The organism is Lacticaseibacillus jixianensis (genome assembly GCF_003946485.1).
GTDB lineage: Bacteria > Bacillota > Bacilli > Lactobacillales > Lactobacillaceae > Lacticaseibacillus > Lacticaseibacillus jixianensis.
On the sequence record NZ_RHOJ01000002.1, the window covers coordinates 168,426 to 184,970 of the forward strand.

Annotated in this window: 20 protein-coding genes; 5 read left to right on the forward strand and 15 right to left on the reverse strand. The window is 59.9% G+C overall.

Annotation, left to right across the window (positions count from 1 at the left end; translation table 11 throughout):
- Window positions 1–55: 55 nt before the first annotated feature.
- Window positions 56–907: an aldo/keto reductase gene (locus tag EKM85_RS01825; RefSeq protein ID WP_125584570.1), complete on the forward strand. Its 852-nt coding sequence runs from the start codon at window positions 56–58 to the stop codon at window positions 905–907.
- Between the two features lie 215 nt (window positions 908–1,122).
- Here the strand turns inward: EKM85_RS01825 and EKM85_RS01830 are convergent, their stop codons facing one another.
- A complete protein-coding gene (locus EKM85_RS01830; RefSeq protein ID WP_125584571.1) occupies window positions 1,123–1,872 on the reverse strand; it encodes an amino acid ABC transporter ATP-binding protein in 750 nt (249 codons plus the stop codon).
- 160 nt (window positions 1,873–2,032) lie between these two features.
- Between EKM85_RS01830 and EKM85_RS11420 the strand changes: the two genes are divergently transcribed.
- Both EKM85_RS11420 and EKM85_RS01835 read left to right on the forward strand, forming a co-directional pair.
- Entirely contained in the window at window positions 2,033–2,182 is a 150-nt protein-coding gene (locus EKM85_RS11420) for an SPJ_0845 family protein (protein ID WP_164510633.1), read from the forward strand.
- A gap of 101 nt (window positions 2,183–2,283) precedes the next feature.
- Window positions 2,284–3,240, forward strand: coding sequence for an NAD(P)-dependent oxidoreductase (locus EKM85_RS01835; RefSeq protein WP_125584572.1), 957 nt, complete (start codon window positions 2,284–2,286; stop codon window positions 3,238–3,240).
- Between the two features lie 215 nt (window positions 3,241–3,455).
- Here the strand turns inward: EKM85_RS01835 and EKM85_RS01840 are convergent, their stop codons facing one another.
- The 3 genes from EKM85_RS01840 to yihA all read right to left on the reverse strand — a co-directional run bounded on the left by EKM85_RS01840 (window position 3,456) and on the right by yihA (window position 5,189).
- Window positions 3,456–4,226, reverse strand: a complete 771-nt coding sequence (locus tag EKM85_RS01840; protein ID WP_125584573.1) for a sulfite exporter TauE/SafE family protein — start codon at window positions 4,224–4,226, stop codon at window positions 3,456–3,458.
- 73 nt (window positions 4,227–4,299) lie between these two features.
- A complete protein-coding gene (locus tag EKM85_RS01845; protein WP_125584574.1) occupies window positions 4,300–4,590 on the reverse strand; it encodes a nucleoside triphosphate pyrophosphohydrolase family protein in 291 nt (96 codons plus the stop codon).
- The gene (gene yihA / locus EKM85_RS01850; RefSeq protein ID WP_125584575.1) at window positions 4,587–5,189 is read right to left on the reverse strand and encodes a ribosome biogenesis GTP-binding protein YihA/YsxC; all 603 of its coding nucleotides are present in this window, start codon (window positions 5,187–5,189) and stop codon (window positions 4,587–4,589) included. Before yihA ends, EKM85_RS01845 begins: the two co-directional genes overlap by 4 nt.
- Before the next feature lie 189 nt (window positions 5,190–5,378).
- Between yihA and EKM85_RS01855 the strand changes: the two genes are divergently transcribed.
- Window positions 5,379–6,224: an NAD(P)H-binding protein gene (locus tag EKM85_RS01855; RefSeq protein ID WP_125584576.1), complete on the forward strand. Its 846-nt coding sequence runs from the start codon at window positions 5,379–5,381 to the stop codon at window positions 6,222–6,224.
- Between the two features lie 41 nt (window positions 6,225–6,265).
- Window positions 6,266–6,703: an Rrf2 family transcriptional regulator gene (locus tag EKM85_RS01860; RefSeq protein ID WP_125584577.1), complete on the forward strand. Its 438-nt coding sequence runs from the start codon at window positions 6,266–6,268 to the stop codon at window positions 6,701–6,703.
- A gap of 129 nt (window positions 6,704–6,832) precedes the next feature.
- Here the strand turns inward: EKM85_RS01860 and EKM85_RS01865 are convergent, their stop codons facing one another.
- The 11 genes from EKM85_RS01865 to trpD form a co-directional block, all read right to left on the reverse strand.
- Entirely contained in the window at window positions 6,833–7,210 is a 378-nt protein-coding gene (locus EKM85_RS01865) for a DUF1304 domain-containing protein (protein WP_379881862.1), read from the reverse strand.
- Window positions 7,211–7,277: 67 nt separating this feature from the next.
- Complete coding sequence (gene clpX / locus EKM85_RS01870; protein WP_125584579.1) at window positions 7,278–8,531, reverse strand: ATP-dependent Clp protease ATP-binding subunit ClpX; 1,254 nt, start codon at window positions 8,529–8,531, stop codon at window positions 7,278–7,280.
- Between the two features lie 107 nt (window positions 8,532–8,638).
- A complete protein-coding gene (locus EKM85_RS01875; RefSeq protein ID WP_125584580.1) occupies window positions 8,639–9,202 on the reverse strand; it encodes a DUF805 domain-containing protein in 564 nt (187 codons plus the stop codon).
- 115 nt (window positions 9,203–9,317) lie between these two features.
- Entirely contained in the window at window positions 9,318–9,518 is a 201-nt protein-coding gene (locus EKM85_RS01880; RefSeq protein WP_125584581.1) for a hypothetical protein, read from the reverse strand.
- A gap of 101 nt (window positions 9,519–9,619) precedes the next feature.
- Window positions 9,620–10,969 (reverse strand): trigger factor, encoded by a 1,350-nt coding sequence (tig, locus tag EKM85_RS01885; protein WP_125584582.1) that lies wholly within the window; start codon window positions 10,967–10,969, stop codon window positions 9,620–9,622.
- Between the two features lie 114 nt (window positions 10,970–11,083).
- A complete protein-coding gene (locus tag EKM85_RS01890; protein WP_125584583.1) occupies window positions 11,084–11,662 on the reverse strand; it encodes a PepSY domain-containing protein in 579 nt (192 codons plus the stop codon).
- 154 nt (window positions 11,663–11,816) lie between these two features.
- Window positions 11,817–12,605, reverse strand: a complete 789-nt coding sequence (gene trpA / locus EKM85_RS01895) for a tryptophan synthase subunit alpha (protein WP_125584584.1) — start codon at window positions 12,603–12,605, stop codon at window positions 11,817–11,819.
- A complete protein-coding gene (gene trpB, locus EKM85_RS01900) occupies window positions 12,598–13,806 on the reverse strand; it encodes a tryptophan synthase subunit beta (protein ID WP_125584585.1) in 1,209 nt (402 codons plus the stop codon). Before trpB ends, trpA begins: the two co-directional genes overlap by 8 nt.
- A complete protein-coding gene (locus EKM85_RS01905; RefSeq protein ID WP_125584586.1) occupies window positions 13,793–14,386 on the reverse strand; it encodes a phosphoribosylanthranilate isomerase in 594 nt (197 codons plus the stop codon). Before EKM85_RS01905 ends, trpB begins: the two co-directional genes overlap by 14 nt.
- Window positions 14,383–15,180 (reverse strand): indole-3-glycerol phosphate synthase TrpC, encoded by a 798-nt coding sequence (trpC, locus tag EKM85_RS01910; protein WP_125584587.1) that lies wholly within the window; start codon window positions 15,178–15,180, stop codon window positions 14,383–14,385. Before trpC ends, EKM85_RS01905 begins: the two co-directional genes overlap by 4 nt.
- Window positions 15,177–16,202 carry an anthranilate phosphoribosyltransferase gene (trpD, locus tag EKM85_RS01915; protein WP_125584588.1) on the reverse strand — a complete coding sequence of 342 codons (1,026 nt, stop codon included), beginning with the start codon at window positions 16,200–16,202 and terminating at the stop codon, window positions 15,177–15,179. The genes trpC and trpD overlap by 4 nt, the downstream gene beginning before the upstream one ends.
- Window positions 16,203–16,545: the final 343 nt, after the last annotated feature.

Here is a 16,545-nt window from a genome sequence, read left to right on the forward strand (position 1 = left end):
AATGAACGCGCATACTAAAACTAATTCAATCATCACCAAGAAAGGAATCTACACGATGCAAAAAACATTCAGTTTCGATCAAACATTAACTGTCAACCGGCTCGGCTATGGCACGATGCAATTGCCGGGCAAAGGCGTCTGGGGCCCTTCTGCAGACCCTGACAACGCCGCCGATGTCATTGAAACCGCCATTGACCACGGCGTGAATTTCATCGACACCGCCGATGCTTATGGGCCACTGTATGCCAACCTTTATCTGCGGGAAGCGCTCAAGCAGCGCCCCAACAGTCACGTGATGGTCGCCACCAAAGTCGGCTTCACTCGCCAAGGCCCTGACCAATGGATCCCGCTTGGTGCGCCGGCCTACTTGCGTCAACAAGTTGAATTAAACTTGCTGACGTTGGGCTTGGATCACATCGACTTGCTGCAGCTGCACCGCATCGACCCCAACTACCCACTGGCAGATCAAATCGGGGAACTGGCCAAGATGCAACAGGAAGGTAAGATCCGCCACATCGGGTTGAGCCAAGTGTCTGTTGCCGAAATTAAAGCCGCGCAGAAGATCGCCCCGATCGTATCGGTCCAAAACCGTTACAACCTGATCGACCGCAAAGACGAAGCCGTCTTGAACTACGCCGAGGCCAACCACTTGGCCTTTATTCCTTGGTTCCCGTTGGCCACCGGTAAACTGGCCCAAGGCGAGCAATTACAAGCCATCGCCAAGCGCTACGACGCAAGTCCTGCCCAAATCGCTTTGGCTTGGCTGCTGAAGCGCTCAGAGGTGATCTTACCGATTCCTGGCACCAGCTCAACCGAGCATGTCGTTGACAACATTGCCGCCCAAAACATCGACTTGAGCCAAGCAGACTTTGAAACCTTAGATCAATTAGGCCGTCAGCAACAATAAGCCGCCCACTCGCAATTACACTTTTGTAATTGCGAGTTTTTTTCTATTTGGCGCGCAGCGAACAGCACCCTAAAATGACAATCAAAGAAGATGCGGTCAAATCTGGGGAGGTTCACATCGGCCAACAATTAGCCCGCAATCATGACAATTAGGGCAAACAAAAGCCGCCCACCGGTTGGGAAACCTCTCCGGTGGGCGGCTTGCTGCAGCCAAACTTATTGGGCGAGCACTTTGCTCAGGAAATCCTGGGTCCGTGCTTCCTGCGGGTGGGTGAAAATGTCCTCAGGCTTGCCCTTTTCGGCAATGACCCCGGCGTCCATGAACCAGACCTCGTTGGCAACTTCACGCGCAAAGCCCATTTCGTGCGTCACGATGACCATCGTCATGCCGGATTTGGCCAAGTCCTCCATGACCTTCAGCACTTCGCCGACCATTTCTGGATCCAGGGCGGACGTCGGTTCATCAAACAGCATCACGTCCGGCTCCATGGCCAGAGCGCGGGCGATCGCCACCCGCTGCATCTGCCCGCCTGACAGGCTGCTTGGGAACGCATCAGCCTTGTCTTCCAGCCCGACCTGGGCCAGCAGCGCCTTGGCCTTTTCGGTGGCCGCGGCCGGATCTTGGGCCTTGACCTTCATCGGCGCCAGCTTGATGTTGTCCAGGACGGTCATGTTCGGGAACAGGTTGAACTGCTGGAACACCATGCCCATCTTTTCGCGGACTTTGTCGAGGTCCTTTTCGCTCAGGGTCATCAGGTCGGTGCCTTCGAACTTGACGGCGCCGCTCGTCGGCTTGTTCAGCAGGTTCAGGCTGCGCAGGAAGGTCGACTTACCACCACCAGACGCCCCGATGACAACGATAACGTCACCTTTGTTAATGGTTTCCGAAATGTCATTGAGGACGACCTGGTCCCCGAATTTTTTCACGAGATGCTCGATCTGAATCAATGGCTGAGAATCACTCATACAATCTACTCCCCTTCGCCGGCAGACGCCGAACTGATATCTTGAGACCAACTATACACGCTGATTAATCTTTATGCAATATATATACGAGAAAAATTCATTTTTTCCGCGCCGCCCGCAAACATGCTATACTAGCTTCAACGAAAGGGAGTGTCTACCCATGGGCTTAAAAGTAAACACCAAAACCGACTGGGGCGAAATGTTCGACAAGTTCGCCGTCATCCCGGACGAAGCCAAGGCGGCCGGCCCTGATCCCAAGGCTAAGGAAAACGCCGCTAAAGCCAAGCAGGCCAAAGAAAAGCAGAAGTAACTTTGCGGGTCGCCAGTGCGCGGCCTTTTTTCGTGCCAAGCCCCCGCTCCATTGGCCACAACCAAAAACGTGCTACAATCAGGGCGAATGGAGGGATCTTGATGGCAAAAGTATTCATCTCAGACCGCATCCCCGAGGCTGCGGCGGAGACCTTGACCAAAGCCGGCTTCACCGTGGATCAGTATCAAGGGGCCGGCCTGATCACGGAAACCGCCCTGGCCGCGGGCACCCAAGACGCCGATTTTCTGATCGCAACGCTCTCGACCCAGGTCACCAGGGCGGTGATCGAACGCGCCCCGCACCTCCGCCTGATCGCGAACTACGGCGCGGGTTTTAACAACATCGATGTCGCCGCCGCGACCGCTCGCCACATCCCGGTCACCAACACCCCGGCCGTCTCCACCACCGCGGTCGCCGAGGTGACCCTGGGCCTCATGCTCGCGCTGAGCCACCGCATCGTTGAAGGCGACAAGCTGATGCACGGCGCCGGGTTCGACGGCTGGCAGCCCCGCTTTTTCCTGGGCCACGAGCTGGCCGGCAAAACGCTGGGCATCGTCGGGGCCGGGCATATCGGTCAGGCAGTGGCCAAACGCGCCGCCGCCTTCGCCATGAAAATCTTATACACCCAGCACCACCAGCTGCCCGCCGCTACCGAGCAGGCGCTGGGGGCGACCTACGTCCCCTTCACGCAGTTGGTGGCCGAGTCCGACCTAATCACCCTGCACGCGCCGCAGACGGCAGAGAACTTCCACCAGTTCAACGCCGCGACCTTTAAAGCGATGAAACCCACCGCGCTTTTGATCAACGCGGCACGCGGGCCGATCATCGACGAGGCGGCCTTGGCCGACGCCTTGGCGGCCGGCGAGCTTGCCGGCGCCGCTTTGGATGTCTACGAGCACGAGCCGCAAGTCGAACCGCGCCTGACGACCATGAAGAATGTTATTCTCACGCCGCACATCGGCAATGCCACCGTCGAGGCGCGTGACGCGATGGCCATGATCTGTGCCAACAACGTGATCAAAGTCAGTCGCGGCGAACCCATCACGCCGGTCAATTAAGCGAGAGCAATAATCGGGCTAAGTGCGCAACGGCTGCGCACCTTGATAATCGGGCGCCGCCGTCGCAACGCCCGAGCATCTAGCTACGCCCGACGCCCCACCGCCCAAAAACGGCGGTGAGGCGTCAGGCTAGGCTAGCTGTCGGGCTAAGTGCGCGACGGCTGCGCACCTTGATAAGCAAAAATGGCGCCCAGCTGGACGCCATTTTGCTTTGTCTAGGCCAGGTAGGCGGTGTAAAAGAAGTACGCCGCCAGGCCAAAGGCGGCCAGCCCCACCGCGATGCGGATCGCGCGCTGCGGCACGCGGCGCACCACCATCGGGCCGATGTAGCCACCGATAAACATCCCGATGCCCAGCGGCAGAACCATCAGCCAGTAGACCTTGGTGGTGAACGCATAAATGATCAGCGAGACGATGTTGGTCAGGAAGGTGGCAAAATTCTTCAGCGCATTGGCCACCGCGAACGACACCGGCAGCGTCAGCGATAAGATCGCCAGCATCACGATGCCGGCCGCCGCCCCGAAGTAGCCGATGTAGAGGCCCACCAGGAACACCACGGCGTTGCGGCCGACTAGCTTCCAGCCGGTCACCTGGTGGCCTTTGGCGCCAGCCGGTTGCGTCCGCCGCGCCGACCAGAGCATCAGCCCACCGGCGATGGCGATGAGAAACGGCACCACCTTTTCAAACGTGGACCCGGGCGCCAGCGCCAGGATAATGGCGCCGACGATGCCGCCGGCGACGGCGTACCCGGTCACGGCGAACATCAAGCGGCGGTTGGCCCGCAGCTCCTTGGCCGAGGACAGCCCCGCCCCGACGCCGGTGAAGATCATTGCGGCGGTGTTGGTCACGTTCGCCGAAACGGGTGACACGCCCAGCGCCAGCAGTACTGGGTACACGATCAACGACGCCATCCCCGCCATGGAGGACAACAGGCCGCCAGCCAGGCCGGTCACTAACAGGATCAGCGGTAATAAAATGGGATTCACAGTCGCCCTCGCCTCTTTTCACCGCGTCATTAAGCGCAACGCGGCCCCAGCAAGGTGCCAGGGCCGCGCCGGATCAAAGCTTGGCTTCCGGGTACTTCTTGGCCAGCGTCTTGAGGTTGGCCTTGGCCACGTCTTCCAGCGGAATGTCCGCCCAGAGCGCGATCTGCGACAGGTACCAGAGGACGTCCCCCAGCTCGTTTTTCAGCTTATCGGGTTCCAGGTCCTGGCCCTGAAAGGCGTAGCGCTTGATCCGATCGACCACCAGGCCGGAATCGGACGCCAGCCCCAGCGTCAGGTTGGTCAGAACGTGCTCGTTGCCGGCCAGTGTCTTGTTGGCCTTTTGTTGATACTCATTCAAATTCATTGTTCACTGCCTCCGATTCCCGTCTGGTTCTCCAGCCAGTCCCACACCGCGTCCTTGCCCTCACCGGTCGTCGCGGAGAACATGATCAGCTGGTCCGCCTGGTTGAGGTCCAGCGTGCGTTTGATATCGCGCATGATGGTCTGCCGCTTGGCCTTGCTGGTCTTGTCGACCTTGGTGCCGACGACCAGCACATCGACGTTGAAGTACTTCAGGTACTGGTACATCGACACGTCGTCTTCGCTCGGCAGATGCCGCGCGTCGACCAGCTGCACCGCCCCGCGGAACGGCTTGCGGGTGCTCAGGTACTCCTCGATCATCCCGGCGAACCGCTCGCGGTCACGCTTCGACACCTTCGCGTAGCCGTAGCCCGGCACGTCGACGAAGTACAACTGATCCTCGATGTTGTAAAAATTCAGCGTCTGGGTCTTGCCCGGCACGGCACTGGTGCGCGCCATGCTCTTGCGGTCGATCAGCCGGTTGATCAGGCTCGACTTGCCGACGTTGCTGCGGCCGACAAACACGATCTCCGGGTACCCGGTGGCCGGATACTGCGCCGCGCTGACCGCACTGATGGTCAGGCTGACATTGTTGACTTTCATTTGCTACCTCCTGAGATGCTCTGCTGTTAAGTGTAGCATACCGGCCGGAGAATTGGGTTCATCGAGTCGGTTACGGTTTGGTGACTATTGCGGCAGACTGATGGCTGAATATTATTTAGCTTGTGTGTTTTAATGTAACATGTTATATTAAACCGCACAGGTAATGAGACGCAAAGGAGATCATCAATTTTGACAACATATGCAATCACCGGCGCCACCGGCCACTTCGGCCAGCGCGCACTAAAGTACCTCGCCGCTAAGGTCCCGGCCGAAGACATTGTCGCGCTCGCTCGCAACACGGAAAAGGCCAAGCAAGTCGTCCCGGCCGGCATCACCATTCGGCAGGCCGACTACACTGACCCCGATCAGATGACCGCGGCGCTGAGCAATATCGACCGTTTACTCTTTGTCTCCTCGCTTCCGGGCGGCCCAGTGTCGCGCGTTCAGCAACACCAGAACGTGGTGGCGGCCGCCAAACGCGCCGGGGTTGGTTATATTGCTTACACCAGCTTCCCGCACGCCGACACCTCGACTGGCGCCTTGGCAGCTGACCACAAGGCGACCGAACAGGCGATTCGCGAGGCCGGCCTCCAGTACAGCTTCCTGCGCAACAACTGGTACCTGGAAAACGAAATGTCCCGTCTAAAAGCCGCTGCCGCAGGTCAGGACTTCCTGTATGCCGCGGGCGACGGCAAAGTCGGCTGGGCGCTGGAACGCGAATACGCAGACGCGGCCGCAGTCGTGCTCGCCGCCACTGACCCCAAGCCGATCTACGAATTTGCCGGCCCTGCTCGCACCTACCGCGAGCTGGCAGCCGCCATCAGCGGCCAGTTCGCCATTAAGAGCCTGAACGACGCGGACTACCGGGCCACCCTTACCCAGGCTGGCATGCCGGCCAACGTCGTGGGCTTCTCGGTTGGCGGCATGGCGATGATCCGCGCCGGGGTGCTGGACGAAACCACCACCGACCTGACCGATGTGCTCGAGCATGGCCTGACCCCGCTGCCAGCTGCCATTAAAGAAGTGCTAAAATAAAGCCAGTTTACGCATGACCGGAAAGGTTGAGGTGACAAGCCGTGCAATACTCCCACAAACTAAGCGACGCCGTCCACGTGCTGGCCTACGTCCAGATCGGGGCCGGCTGGGACCGGTCGAGTAAGCAGATCGCGACCAGCATCGAGGCCAACCCCAGTGTGGTGCGCCGCCTGATGGCCCAGCTGGTCAAAGGCGGCCTGCTCACCAGCCACCCTGGCATGGTCCAACCGGCCCTGGCCCGGCCCGCTTCGGCGATCAGCTTGCTGGACATCTACCGCGTAGTGGATAGCCCCGTGCTGCTGCATGTGGACGAGAAAACCAACCCGCAGTGTCCGGTCGGCGGCAACATTCAAGCCACCTTGAATGAGGTCTACGACGGTATCCAGCAGGCCGCCGAAGCCTCAATGGCCGCAGTCTCCCTGCAGCAGATCATCGACGGCATCGTCGATCGTGCCAAGGCGCGAAAGATGATGGCCTGAAGGGGCAATGACTCACTAATTCACAGCAAAACGGCGCCCAACTCAGCCGGCATCACTGCCGGCGCGTTTGGCGCCGTTTTTGCATCCTTTCAAAACCCATGACTGGCCCATCTCGCAGGAAACGCTGGTTTAAGCCATCAAGTTCAGGAGCACCAGCACCAACCCCACAACCGCCGGCAGCACCTGCACCAGGTAGATCCTGCGCGTCACGGTGACCGCGCCGTAAACGCCGACCACCAGCAGGAAGATCAGCAAGATGGTCGCCACGGTCACAAACGCCAGGTTCGTCATCGTGAAGGCACTCACCAACATCGAAGCCCCGAGCATCAGGTTGTAAATGCCTTGGTTCGCCAACGCGATCTGGGCATGCGGCTGCTTCACAAACGCTAACGGCATGCCAAAGACTGACGCCTGTTTGGCCGGTGCCCCACGCATTTCCAGCACGGCGATGCCAATGTGCTCAATACCGACAAGCACCAGCAGCGCTTTTAACCACCAAATTAACAATTCCACTCACTCCTTTGCCAATTAAAAAGGCCGCAGCGAGACACCCCCGCTGCGGACCGTGCGCCGGTTACGACGCTTTTTGGTTTTTGTCTTTGATCAGTTCGGGCTTGCCGGTGCCTTCGACCGCTTCTTTGGTCACCACGGCCTTGACGACGTCCGGTTCGGACGGCAGCGAGAACATCATGTCCTGCATCACGGCTTCGATGATGGACCGCAGGCCCCGCGCACCGGTGTCGCGCTCGATGGCCTGGTGGGCGATCGCGTGCAAGGCGCCTTCGGTGAACTCGAGCTCGGTGTCATCCAGCGACAGAAGCTTCTGGTACTGCTTGACCAGCGCGTTCTTCGGCTCGGTCAGGATGCGGACCAGATCGTCTTCGGTCAGCTTCTCCAGGGAGGCAATGATCGGGATCCGGCCGATGAATTCAGGAATGATCCCGAACTTCATCAGGTCTTCTGGAACGACCTGCTGCATCAAGGACTTGCCCTCAACTGGCTTGGCTTCGTCGGAATTCTTGCCGAAGCCGATGGTCTTTTCGCCGAGGCGGTTCTTGACGATGGATTCGATCCCGTCGAACGCCCCACCGACGATGAACAAGATGTTGGTGGTGTCGATCTGGATGAACTCCTGCTGCGGGTGCTTCCGCCCGCCCTGCGGCGGCACGTTGGCGATCGTGCCTTCCAAGATCTTCAGCAGGGCCTGCTGCACGCCTTCACCGGAAACGTCACGGGTGATCGACACGTTTTCCGCCTTCTTGGCGATCTTGTCGATTTCATCGATGTAGACGATCCCCTTTTCGGCGCGCTCCACGTCGTAGTCGGCGTTTTGCAGGAGCTTGAGCAGAATGTTCTCGACGTCCTCGCCGACGTACCCGGCTTCCGTCAGTGTCGTCGCATCCGCGATGGCAAACGGCACGTTCAAAATGCGGGCGAGCGTCTGGGCCAGGAAGGTCTTCCCGGAGCCGGTCGGCCCGATCAGCGCGATGTTGGACTTTTGCAGTTCGGTGTCGCCTTTTTCGGCAACGTTCATCTGGTTGACGCGCTTGTAGTGGTTGTAAACGGCAACGGCCAGTGCTTTCTTGGCCGCACTTTGGCCGATCACGTAATCGTTCAGTACCTTGAGGATCTCAGCCGGCTTTGGCACTTCAAGCATGTTGTCAGCGGCATCCTGCTTGAACTCCTCGTCGATGATCTCCTTGCAGAGGTCGATGCATTCATTGCAGATATAAACCCCAGGGCCAGCAACGATCTTCTTCACCTGATCCTGCGACTTGCCGCAAAACGAGCAGGTCACGGGCCCGGTGGTTTCAACGTTGTCAAACATTTATTTCAACCCCTTCTTAATAACTCCATGATACCAAAACGCTGGCACCATGCCTAGTTGCACTCGCGTTAGCTTAGCATACGCCAACCGGCCCTGCAAGGGGCAGATCAGCTTTGCCCGGGCTCTGGCCCGGCCCCGCCGGTTTGCGGCGCATTCTTGCTTGGCAGCAGATCGATCACGAGCTCAAACAGGGCCGTGGCCAGGATCAAGGCGCCACCGATGGCACTGACCCAAGGCTGAGCGTTCAAGGACCCAGCGCTCAGCAGGGTCGCGCCAAGGCCGGCCGCGCCGTAGAACCCCACCAGCCACCACCAGGACCACCCCGCGTCCCGATAGCGGCGCACCTCCAGTGAAAGGGTCGGCACCACGATCGCCAGCCCGATGATGCAGCCCACCAGCATCAGCCAGAGGAAGGCAAAAAGTCGCGCCATGTCGCCGGCAAACATCCGGTCGATCCCATGGTCGTTCACCAGGATCAAGACACCACAGCCGATCAAGCACGCCGCAACGATCGATCGCCACAACGCGACCCACCAGTACTCACTGCGGCTGGAGCGGCCGGTAAAGTTAACGTAATTGGCAAAAAAGCCCAGTAGGGACCGGAAGAAACCGGCCCGGTAGTACTTATTGCCCGCCTGGCGCTGAATCTCGGCACTGACTGGTTTGGCCATCACGTCGCCTCCCACTTTAATGACTCCAGCATACCCGTCCGCCTGCTTACTGTCACCATTTCCGTTTCCGCGCGCCTGGCATCAACCAACTTTCATCCGCACAAGCCGCTGGTGATCACCCAGCGCCCAGCAGCAGAGCCAACACCCCGGCAACAATAGCGGCTAGGCCGATGGTCATGATCAAGCGGCGGGCCCTGAGGCTCAGGCCGCGGCGGCGGGCAAGCAGTATCAGGGCGACGCCGCTGAGGATGATCAGCAGCGCGTGTTTGCCGGGCCCACCGGCGAGGCGAACGATCAAACGTGATAGTCGAAGCATAGCCTACCTCCTGAAGAATTGACCACTCGCACCAAGCCAGCTGGTCATTTTGATAGCAAAACACCCCTCGCCGCGGCGAGAGGTGTCAGCCAGTTCAATCATTACTTAGCGTCTGTATCAGCCTTGGCATCGTCCTTGGCATCAGCTTTCGAATCAGCCTTAGGCGCGACTTCCTTAGCAGAGTCAGTGATGATCGTGATCGCATCCTGGACGCCGATATCGTGCTTCAGCATGTTGTCGGTGAGGGCCTTGCGCACGGCCTTCTCTTCCATGTTGTATTCGTCGGCAAGGCGCTTGATCTCAGCTTGGACCTGATCGTCGGTCGGCTCGATCTTTTCTGCCTTGACCACGGCTTCAAGCACGAGGTTCGTCTTGACGCGGCTCTCAGCGTTAGCGGCGAACTGCTTCTTCAGGTCGTCTTCTGAGGTGCCGGTGAGCTGGAAGTACATCTGCGGAGAGATCCCCTGCTGCTGCATGGAGCTCATGTACTGGTTCATCTGGTTGTCGACTTCAGTGTCGATCATGGCCTGAGGGATCGCCGGGATCGTCGCGTTGTCAACCGCCTTGGCAATGGCCTGTTCCTGGATGGCGTCCTTAGCGGCGTCGTCCTTCTTGGCCTGCAAGTCTGAACGTATCTTCAGCTTGAGTTCTTCAAGCGTGTCAACGTCTTCGTCGTCCAGATCCTTGGCGAAGTCGTCGTCAAGCTTTGGCAGTTCCTTGCTCTTGACTTCGTGGATGGTCGTCTTGAATTCGGCGTCCTTACCCTCGAGTTCCTTGGCCTGGTAGTCGTCCGGGAAGGTGACCTTGACGGTGACTTCATCGCCCGCCTTGTGGCCGATCAGTTGGTCTTCAAAGCCAGGGATGAAGGAGTTGGAGCCCAGCTCCAAGGAGTAGTTCTTGGCCGAGCCGCCATCGAATTCCTTGCCGTCCACGGTGCCGACGTAATCGATCGTGACGGTGTCGCCCTTAGCTGCTTCGCCGTCTTCTTTAAGCACGAGTTCGGCTTGGCTCTTCTGCTTGTCTTCAAGTTCTTTTTGGACGTCTTCGTCAGAAACGGTGGTGTCCTGCTTGTCGACTTCAAGCCCCTTGTAGTCGCCCAGCTTAACTTCTGGGGCAACGGTAACGGTCGCTTTGATGACCCAAGGCTTGCCCTCGTCCATCGAATCAATGTCGATCTTCGGCTGGTCGACCGGGTCGATGCCGGCTTCTTGAACGGCAGCATCGTAGGCGTCTGGCAGAACAACGTTCAGGCCGTCTTCGTACAGCGCAGCTTCGCCGTACATGCGGTCGAACACGGTGCGAGACACGTGGCCCTTACGGAAGCCCGGCACGTTCAGGTTCTTCTTAACGCGGTTGAACGCCTTGTCCAGCCCTTCCTTGATTTTATCTTGCGCGATTTCGAAGGTCAAAACGCCTTCCGTGTCGCCTTTCTTTTCCCAGTTTGCAGCCATGATATTCCCTCCGACTATTTTCTGTTATTCGTATTGCATACTTTATGTATGATACGCGAAAAGCCCGCCTTTGTAAACGCCGGGCGGGCCTGCCAAGAAAAAAACTTTACGCGGCTAATCGTCAAGCACGGCCTCACCCGCAATGCCGGTGTACGGATCCACGTGCACCACGTGTTCGCCCTTGGCGTGCTGCAAGGAAACCTCCCACATTGCCTTCGCGTGGTCAACGCTGAGGTCCCACTCGGTGGCAGTGCTGCCATCAAGCTTGGCGGTCGCCGCCTTAGTGATCACTTCAAGCGACTTCAACCCCGCCCGGTCGATGGCCGCATCGTGGTCGTCAGTCGTCTCCTCCTCATCGCGCAGGACCGTACCGGTCTCCGCATCGATGGTCAGCTCGTGCTCGATGGTGCCTTCTTTACCCGTGATCTCGTACTCGTACTTGCCGCCTTCTTGGTCAAGCTTGACGGCGGTCACCTCAGCCTTGGGGTGGGCCTTCAAGAAAATATCCCAGGCCGCGGTGACCGTCTGCTTTGGTAAGGTCTGTACGGCTGCATCCTTACCGCTTGAAGCGGACGCCTTTTTGCTCGTCTGGCTGCTTGGCGCCTGATCCTCGTGGTCATCGTCGTCGTGTTCGCATGCGGCCAGTCCGATCGTGCTGAGCGCGACGAGGGCGATCAGTGTGCGTTTAAACATTTCCCTTACCCCTTTCGACTATGTTCTTCTTTAAGTGTAACAAATTCAGTGCGGTAATCACATGGATAAGGAAAAGGTGGCCGTTCTCTAATAGGAAAGCAAACAAAGGCGTCGACTCGATAAGGAGCCGGCGCCGCCTAACGATTATTAACCACTAGTTGCCTACTTGTGCGGCCTGCACCGCCGCGACCATCTGCTTGGTGTACGCGCCGATCACCGGCGCCGGGTCGGGATTGTCTGCCACCATTTGGACGATGGCAGAACCGACGATGACGCCGTCTGCTTCCTTGGCCAGCGTCTCGGCCTGCGCCGGGGTGTGGACCCCAAACCCGATGCACAGCGGCGCGTCGGTCACCTGGCGCAGCTGCTGGATCAGCTCAGGCAGGTTCACGGAGAAGCCGTCGCGCTGACCGGTAACACCCAGCGCGGACACAATGTAGATGAAGCCCGTCGCGTGCTTGACTAACTTCGGCAGCCGCGGCCCCGAGGTCGGACTGATCAGCGGGATCAAGTCGACGTGGTGCTTTTCCGTATACGGCAGGATCTCCCCCGCCTCTTCGGCCGGCAGATCGGGAATGACTAAGCCGTACACGCCGAGTTCCTCGCAGCGCGCGGTGAACTTATCGTAGCCGTACTTAAACGGAATGTTGGCGTAAGTCAGAAACACCAGCGGGACCTGCGAGCGTTCGCGGATCTTGGCCACGATGGCAAACACCCCGTTGACCGTGATGCCACCGGCAAACGCCCGCAGCCCGGCCGCCTGGATCACCGGCCCGTCGGCGATCGGATCGGAAAACGGCACCCCCAGCTCGACGATGTCGGCCCCGGCATCCGCCAACGCCAGGACCTGGCTGACGGTACTGTCAGCCGACGGGTCGCCCGCCGTGACGAACGGAATGAATGCCTTGTGCCCATTTTGAAAAACGTCTCTTAATTTACTCAATGCCTTCAACCCCCCGGTACTTTGCAATGCTGGCCACGTCCTTGTCGCCGCGCCCGGACAGTGTGCAGATGATGGTCGCGTCCTTCGGCATGGTTGGCGCAAGCTTTTGCACGTATGCCACCGCATGGCAGCTTTCGATCGCGGCGATGATGCCTTCCTCCTTGGCGATGTACTCGAACGCCGCCACCGCCTCGTCGTCGGTGATGCCGACGTAGGTCGCGCGCCCGCTGGCGGCCAGCGCCGCGTGCTCAGGCCCGATTCCTGGGTAATCGAGCCCGGCAGAAATCGTGTAGACCTTGTCGATCTGGCCCTCATCGTTTTGCAGGAAGACCGACTTCATGCCGTGAAAAATGCCCGGGGTGCCAAGTTCCATCGTCGCCGCCGTCTTGCCGGAATGGATCCCCTTACCGGCCGCCTCGACGCCGTACAGCTTGACTCTGGGGTCATCGATGTACTCGGCAAACGAGCCGATGGCGTTAGAGCCGCCGCCCACGCAGGCCACGATCGCGTCGGGTAGCTTGCCCTCGACGGCCTGGATCTGCTGCTTGGATTCCTTGGAGATCACGCTTTGGAACTCCTTGACCATTGCCGGGTAAGGCGCCGGGCCCATCGCGGACCCGATCAGATAGTACGTGTCATCGGGATGGGCGGCCCAGTCCTGCAGCGCCGCGTTGACGGCGTCCTTGAGCAGTCCTTGACCGGACGTGATCGGCCGCACCTTGGCCCCGAGCAGTTCCATCCGGTACACGTTCAGGCGCTGGCGCTCGGTGTCCTCCTTGCCCATGAAGATCTCACAGTCCATGCCGAACAGCGCCGCCGCCGTGGCCGTGGCCACGCCGTGCTGGCCGGCCCCGGTTTCGGCGATCAGGCGGGTCTTACCCAGCTTCTTAGCCAGCAGCACCTGGCCCAGCACGTTGTTGATCTTGTGGGCGCCGGTGTGATTGAGGTCCTCGCGCTTGAGGTAGATCTTCGCGCCGCCGAGGTCTTCGGTCATATTCTTCGCGTAATAAAGCAGCGACGGCCGGTTGGCGTAGTTGTTCAGCAGGTCGTGAAACTCTTTTTGAAAAGCCGGATCCGTCTTGCATGCCTCGAAGGCCTGGGTCAGCTTATCCAGCTCGGCCATCAGGGTCTCGGGCACGTACTGGCCGCCGAATTCCCCGAAGCGATTATCTTGTTTAGCTGTCTGATTATCTTTTAACATCTGAAAAGTTCCTTTCTGTCTCACGAACCGCGACGACGAAGGCCTGCACCTTCGCCGCGTCTTTGCGGCCTTTAGTTTCTAGGCGGCTGGACGCATCAACCAATGCCGGGTGCGTGCAGGCGATCGCCGCTTGCACGTTGCCGCCGTCCAGGCCGCCCGCCAGCATCAGCGGCCGGTTAACCCTGGGCAAGTGATGCCAGTCCAGCGTCTGCCCGGAGCCGTCGCCGGCGTCCAGCAGCGCCAGGTCGGCCGTCGTGGTCGGCTGCTCCGCCGTCACCCGGGCGAACACTGTGAAGCCCAGCGCATGCAAGGCGGCCACTAGGCTTGGGGCCGCCGGCCGGTGCAGCTGCACCGTGGTGATGCCGGGCCGAAGCTTGGCTAACTGGTCCAAGTCGGGCGCGACCACCACGGCCACCGGCGTGATGCCGGCTGCTAGGCCCGCCGCCAGCGCCAGCGCGTGCTTGGGGCTGACTTGATGGCGCCCCGCCGCCAGGACGAACCCCGCGTAATCGGGGTGGACGCGGTTCACCAGGGCCACGTCCGCTGGGGTCATCAGCCCGCACACCTTCACCGCCGTCATGCTTGCCCCTGCTGGACGACGCGGCGGTACTCGCGGATCGTCGCGCTTCGGTCTGGCGCCTTCATGAAGGTCTCACCGATCAGAGCGCCGTTGAGTCCGCCGGCCTGCAGGGCCTGCAGCTGGCTGGGCTTGGTCACTCCGCTTTCGGCGATCACCGCGATCTCGCGCGGGATCAGCTTGCGCCGGCGAATGCTGTTTTGAAAATCGACGCTGAAGTCGCGCAGGTCGCGGTTGTTGACGCCCATCAGCTGCGGGTGAAGTGGCAAGGCGCGGGCGATCTCGGCTTCCGAGTGGCACTCGACCAGCGGCAGCAGGCCCATGGCCAGGGTGTAATCGTACAGCGCGCGGAGCTGCTCGCCCGGCAGGATCGCCGCGATCAGCAGCACCAGCGTCGCACCGCTAGCTCTTGCCTGGTCAATCATGTAGCGGTCGATGGTGAAGTCCTTGCGCAGCACCGGCGTTTTCACGGTCTGCGTGACCGCCTTCAGGTCCGCCAGGCTGCCGTGAAAATAATCGGGTTCGGTCAGGACCGAAATGGCATCGACCCCGGCTTCTTCGTACTCACTGGCAATTTGGGTCACCGGAAAACTTGCGGCGATCTGGCCCTTGCTGGGCGAGGCCTGCTTGCACTCGGCGATGATGCCGAAATGCTGGTGGAGCGTTGCGGGCAGCGTCGCGGCTGCCTGGGGCGCTGGGGTGGCCAGCGCCTGCTCGTGCAAAACCGCTGGGGCCAATTCAGCCTTTTCCCGAATTAACCGCTGTTTTGTCGCGGCCACTAGGTCGTCCAGAATCATGCGCTCACCTCAACGTGATCAACTGCTAATGCATCATCCAGCTGTTTGATGGCCGCACCCGAATCAATGGTCTGGCGGGCCAGGTCGACGCCGGCCTGGATCGTCGCCACCGCGCCCGTCAGGCTCAGTGCCACCCCGGCGTTGAAGATGACGGCGTCGCGCTTAGCCCCCTGGTCTTTGCCGCTCAACACCGCTCGCGTGATCTGCGCGTTTTGCGCCGGCGTGCCGCCCACCAGGGCCTTTTTGTCGGCAAGCTTGAAGCCGTAATCTTCCGGGTTCAGGGTCAGCGGTTCGAACTGGCCATTGCGGATGCGGATCGCATCGGTCGGGCCGGTGACGGTGACTTCGTCCAGGCCGTCCTCGCCGTGGATCACCATGCCGGACGTCACGCCGAGCTGGCTGATGGCCTCGGCCATCGGCTGCATCAGGTCCTTGCTGTAGACCCCGAGCAGCTCGTAGGTCGGCCGCGCCGGGTTGGCCAGCGGCCCGATCAGATTGAAGATTGTCGGAAAGCCGAGTTCCTTGCGGGCTGGGCCCACAAAGCGCATTGACGGGTGGTACTTTTGCGCGAACAGGAAGCAGAAGTTATAGTCGTTTAGCAGTGCCGCCGATTTTTCCGGCGAGGCGTTGATGTCAAACCCCAGCGCCTCGAGCACATCGGCCGCCCCACTCTTGGACGACGCCGCGCGGTTGCCATGCTTGGCGATCTTGACCCCGGCCGCGGCGATGACAAACATCGAAGTGGTCGAAATATTGAAGGAATCGCTGTGGTCGCCGCCAGTGCCGACCACTTCAAGCACTTTGGCCTGCGGGTCAAACGGCAAGGCCTTGCGCCGCAGGGAGTCCGCCGCGCCGGCGATTTCCTGGGGCCGCACCCCCTTGGCCGCCATCGCGGTCAGGTAGCTGGCGATCATCGTCGCGTCCGCCGTACCGGAAGTCAGTTCGTCGTGGGCTTCTTTCGTCTGGTCAAAGGTCAGGTCTTCGTGGTTGATCAAGGTGTTGATTGCTTCGTGTAATGTCATGATTTTTCTCCTCGTTGAAATCCTGAAGTGTCAGTCTGCCAATGCGGAGCCGCCATCGTTTGTTTGCCATTTTTATTGCCACCTTTGCAAGAATACAAAAAGCTCGCCCATAAACAGTCTTGCTGTTTAAGGACGAGCTCTCACTCGCGGTGCCACCTTAATTGGACCGGACCGCCGCTTGACGATCCACTGTCCCCCTTTGCACAGGGCTAACACCCTGCCGGCAGCTGACGTGTGCCAGACGTGCTTCCTGACTCACCAAACGAGTTCCGAAAAGCAACGGAGAAGCGTCTAGCTAAGCCGTGAGCCTCGGGCAAAAAACGCCCAATGCTCACGTCTACGC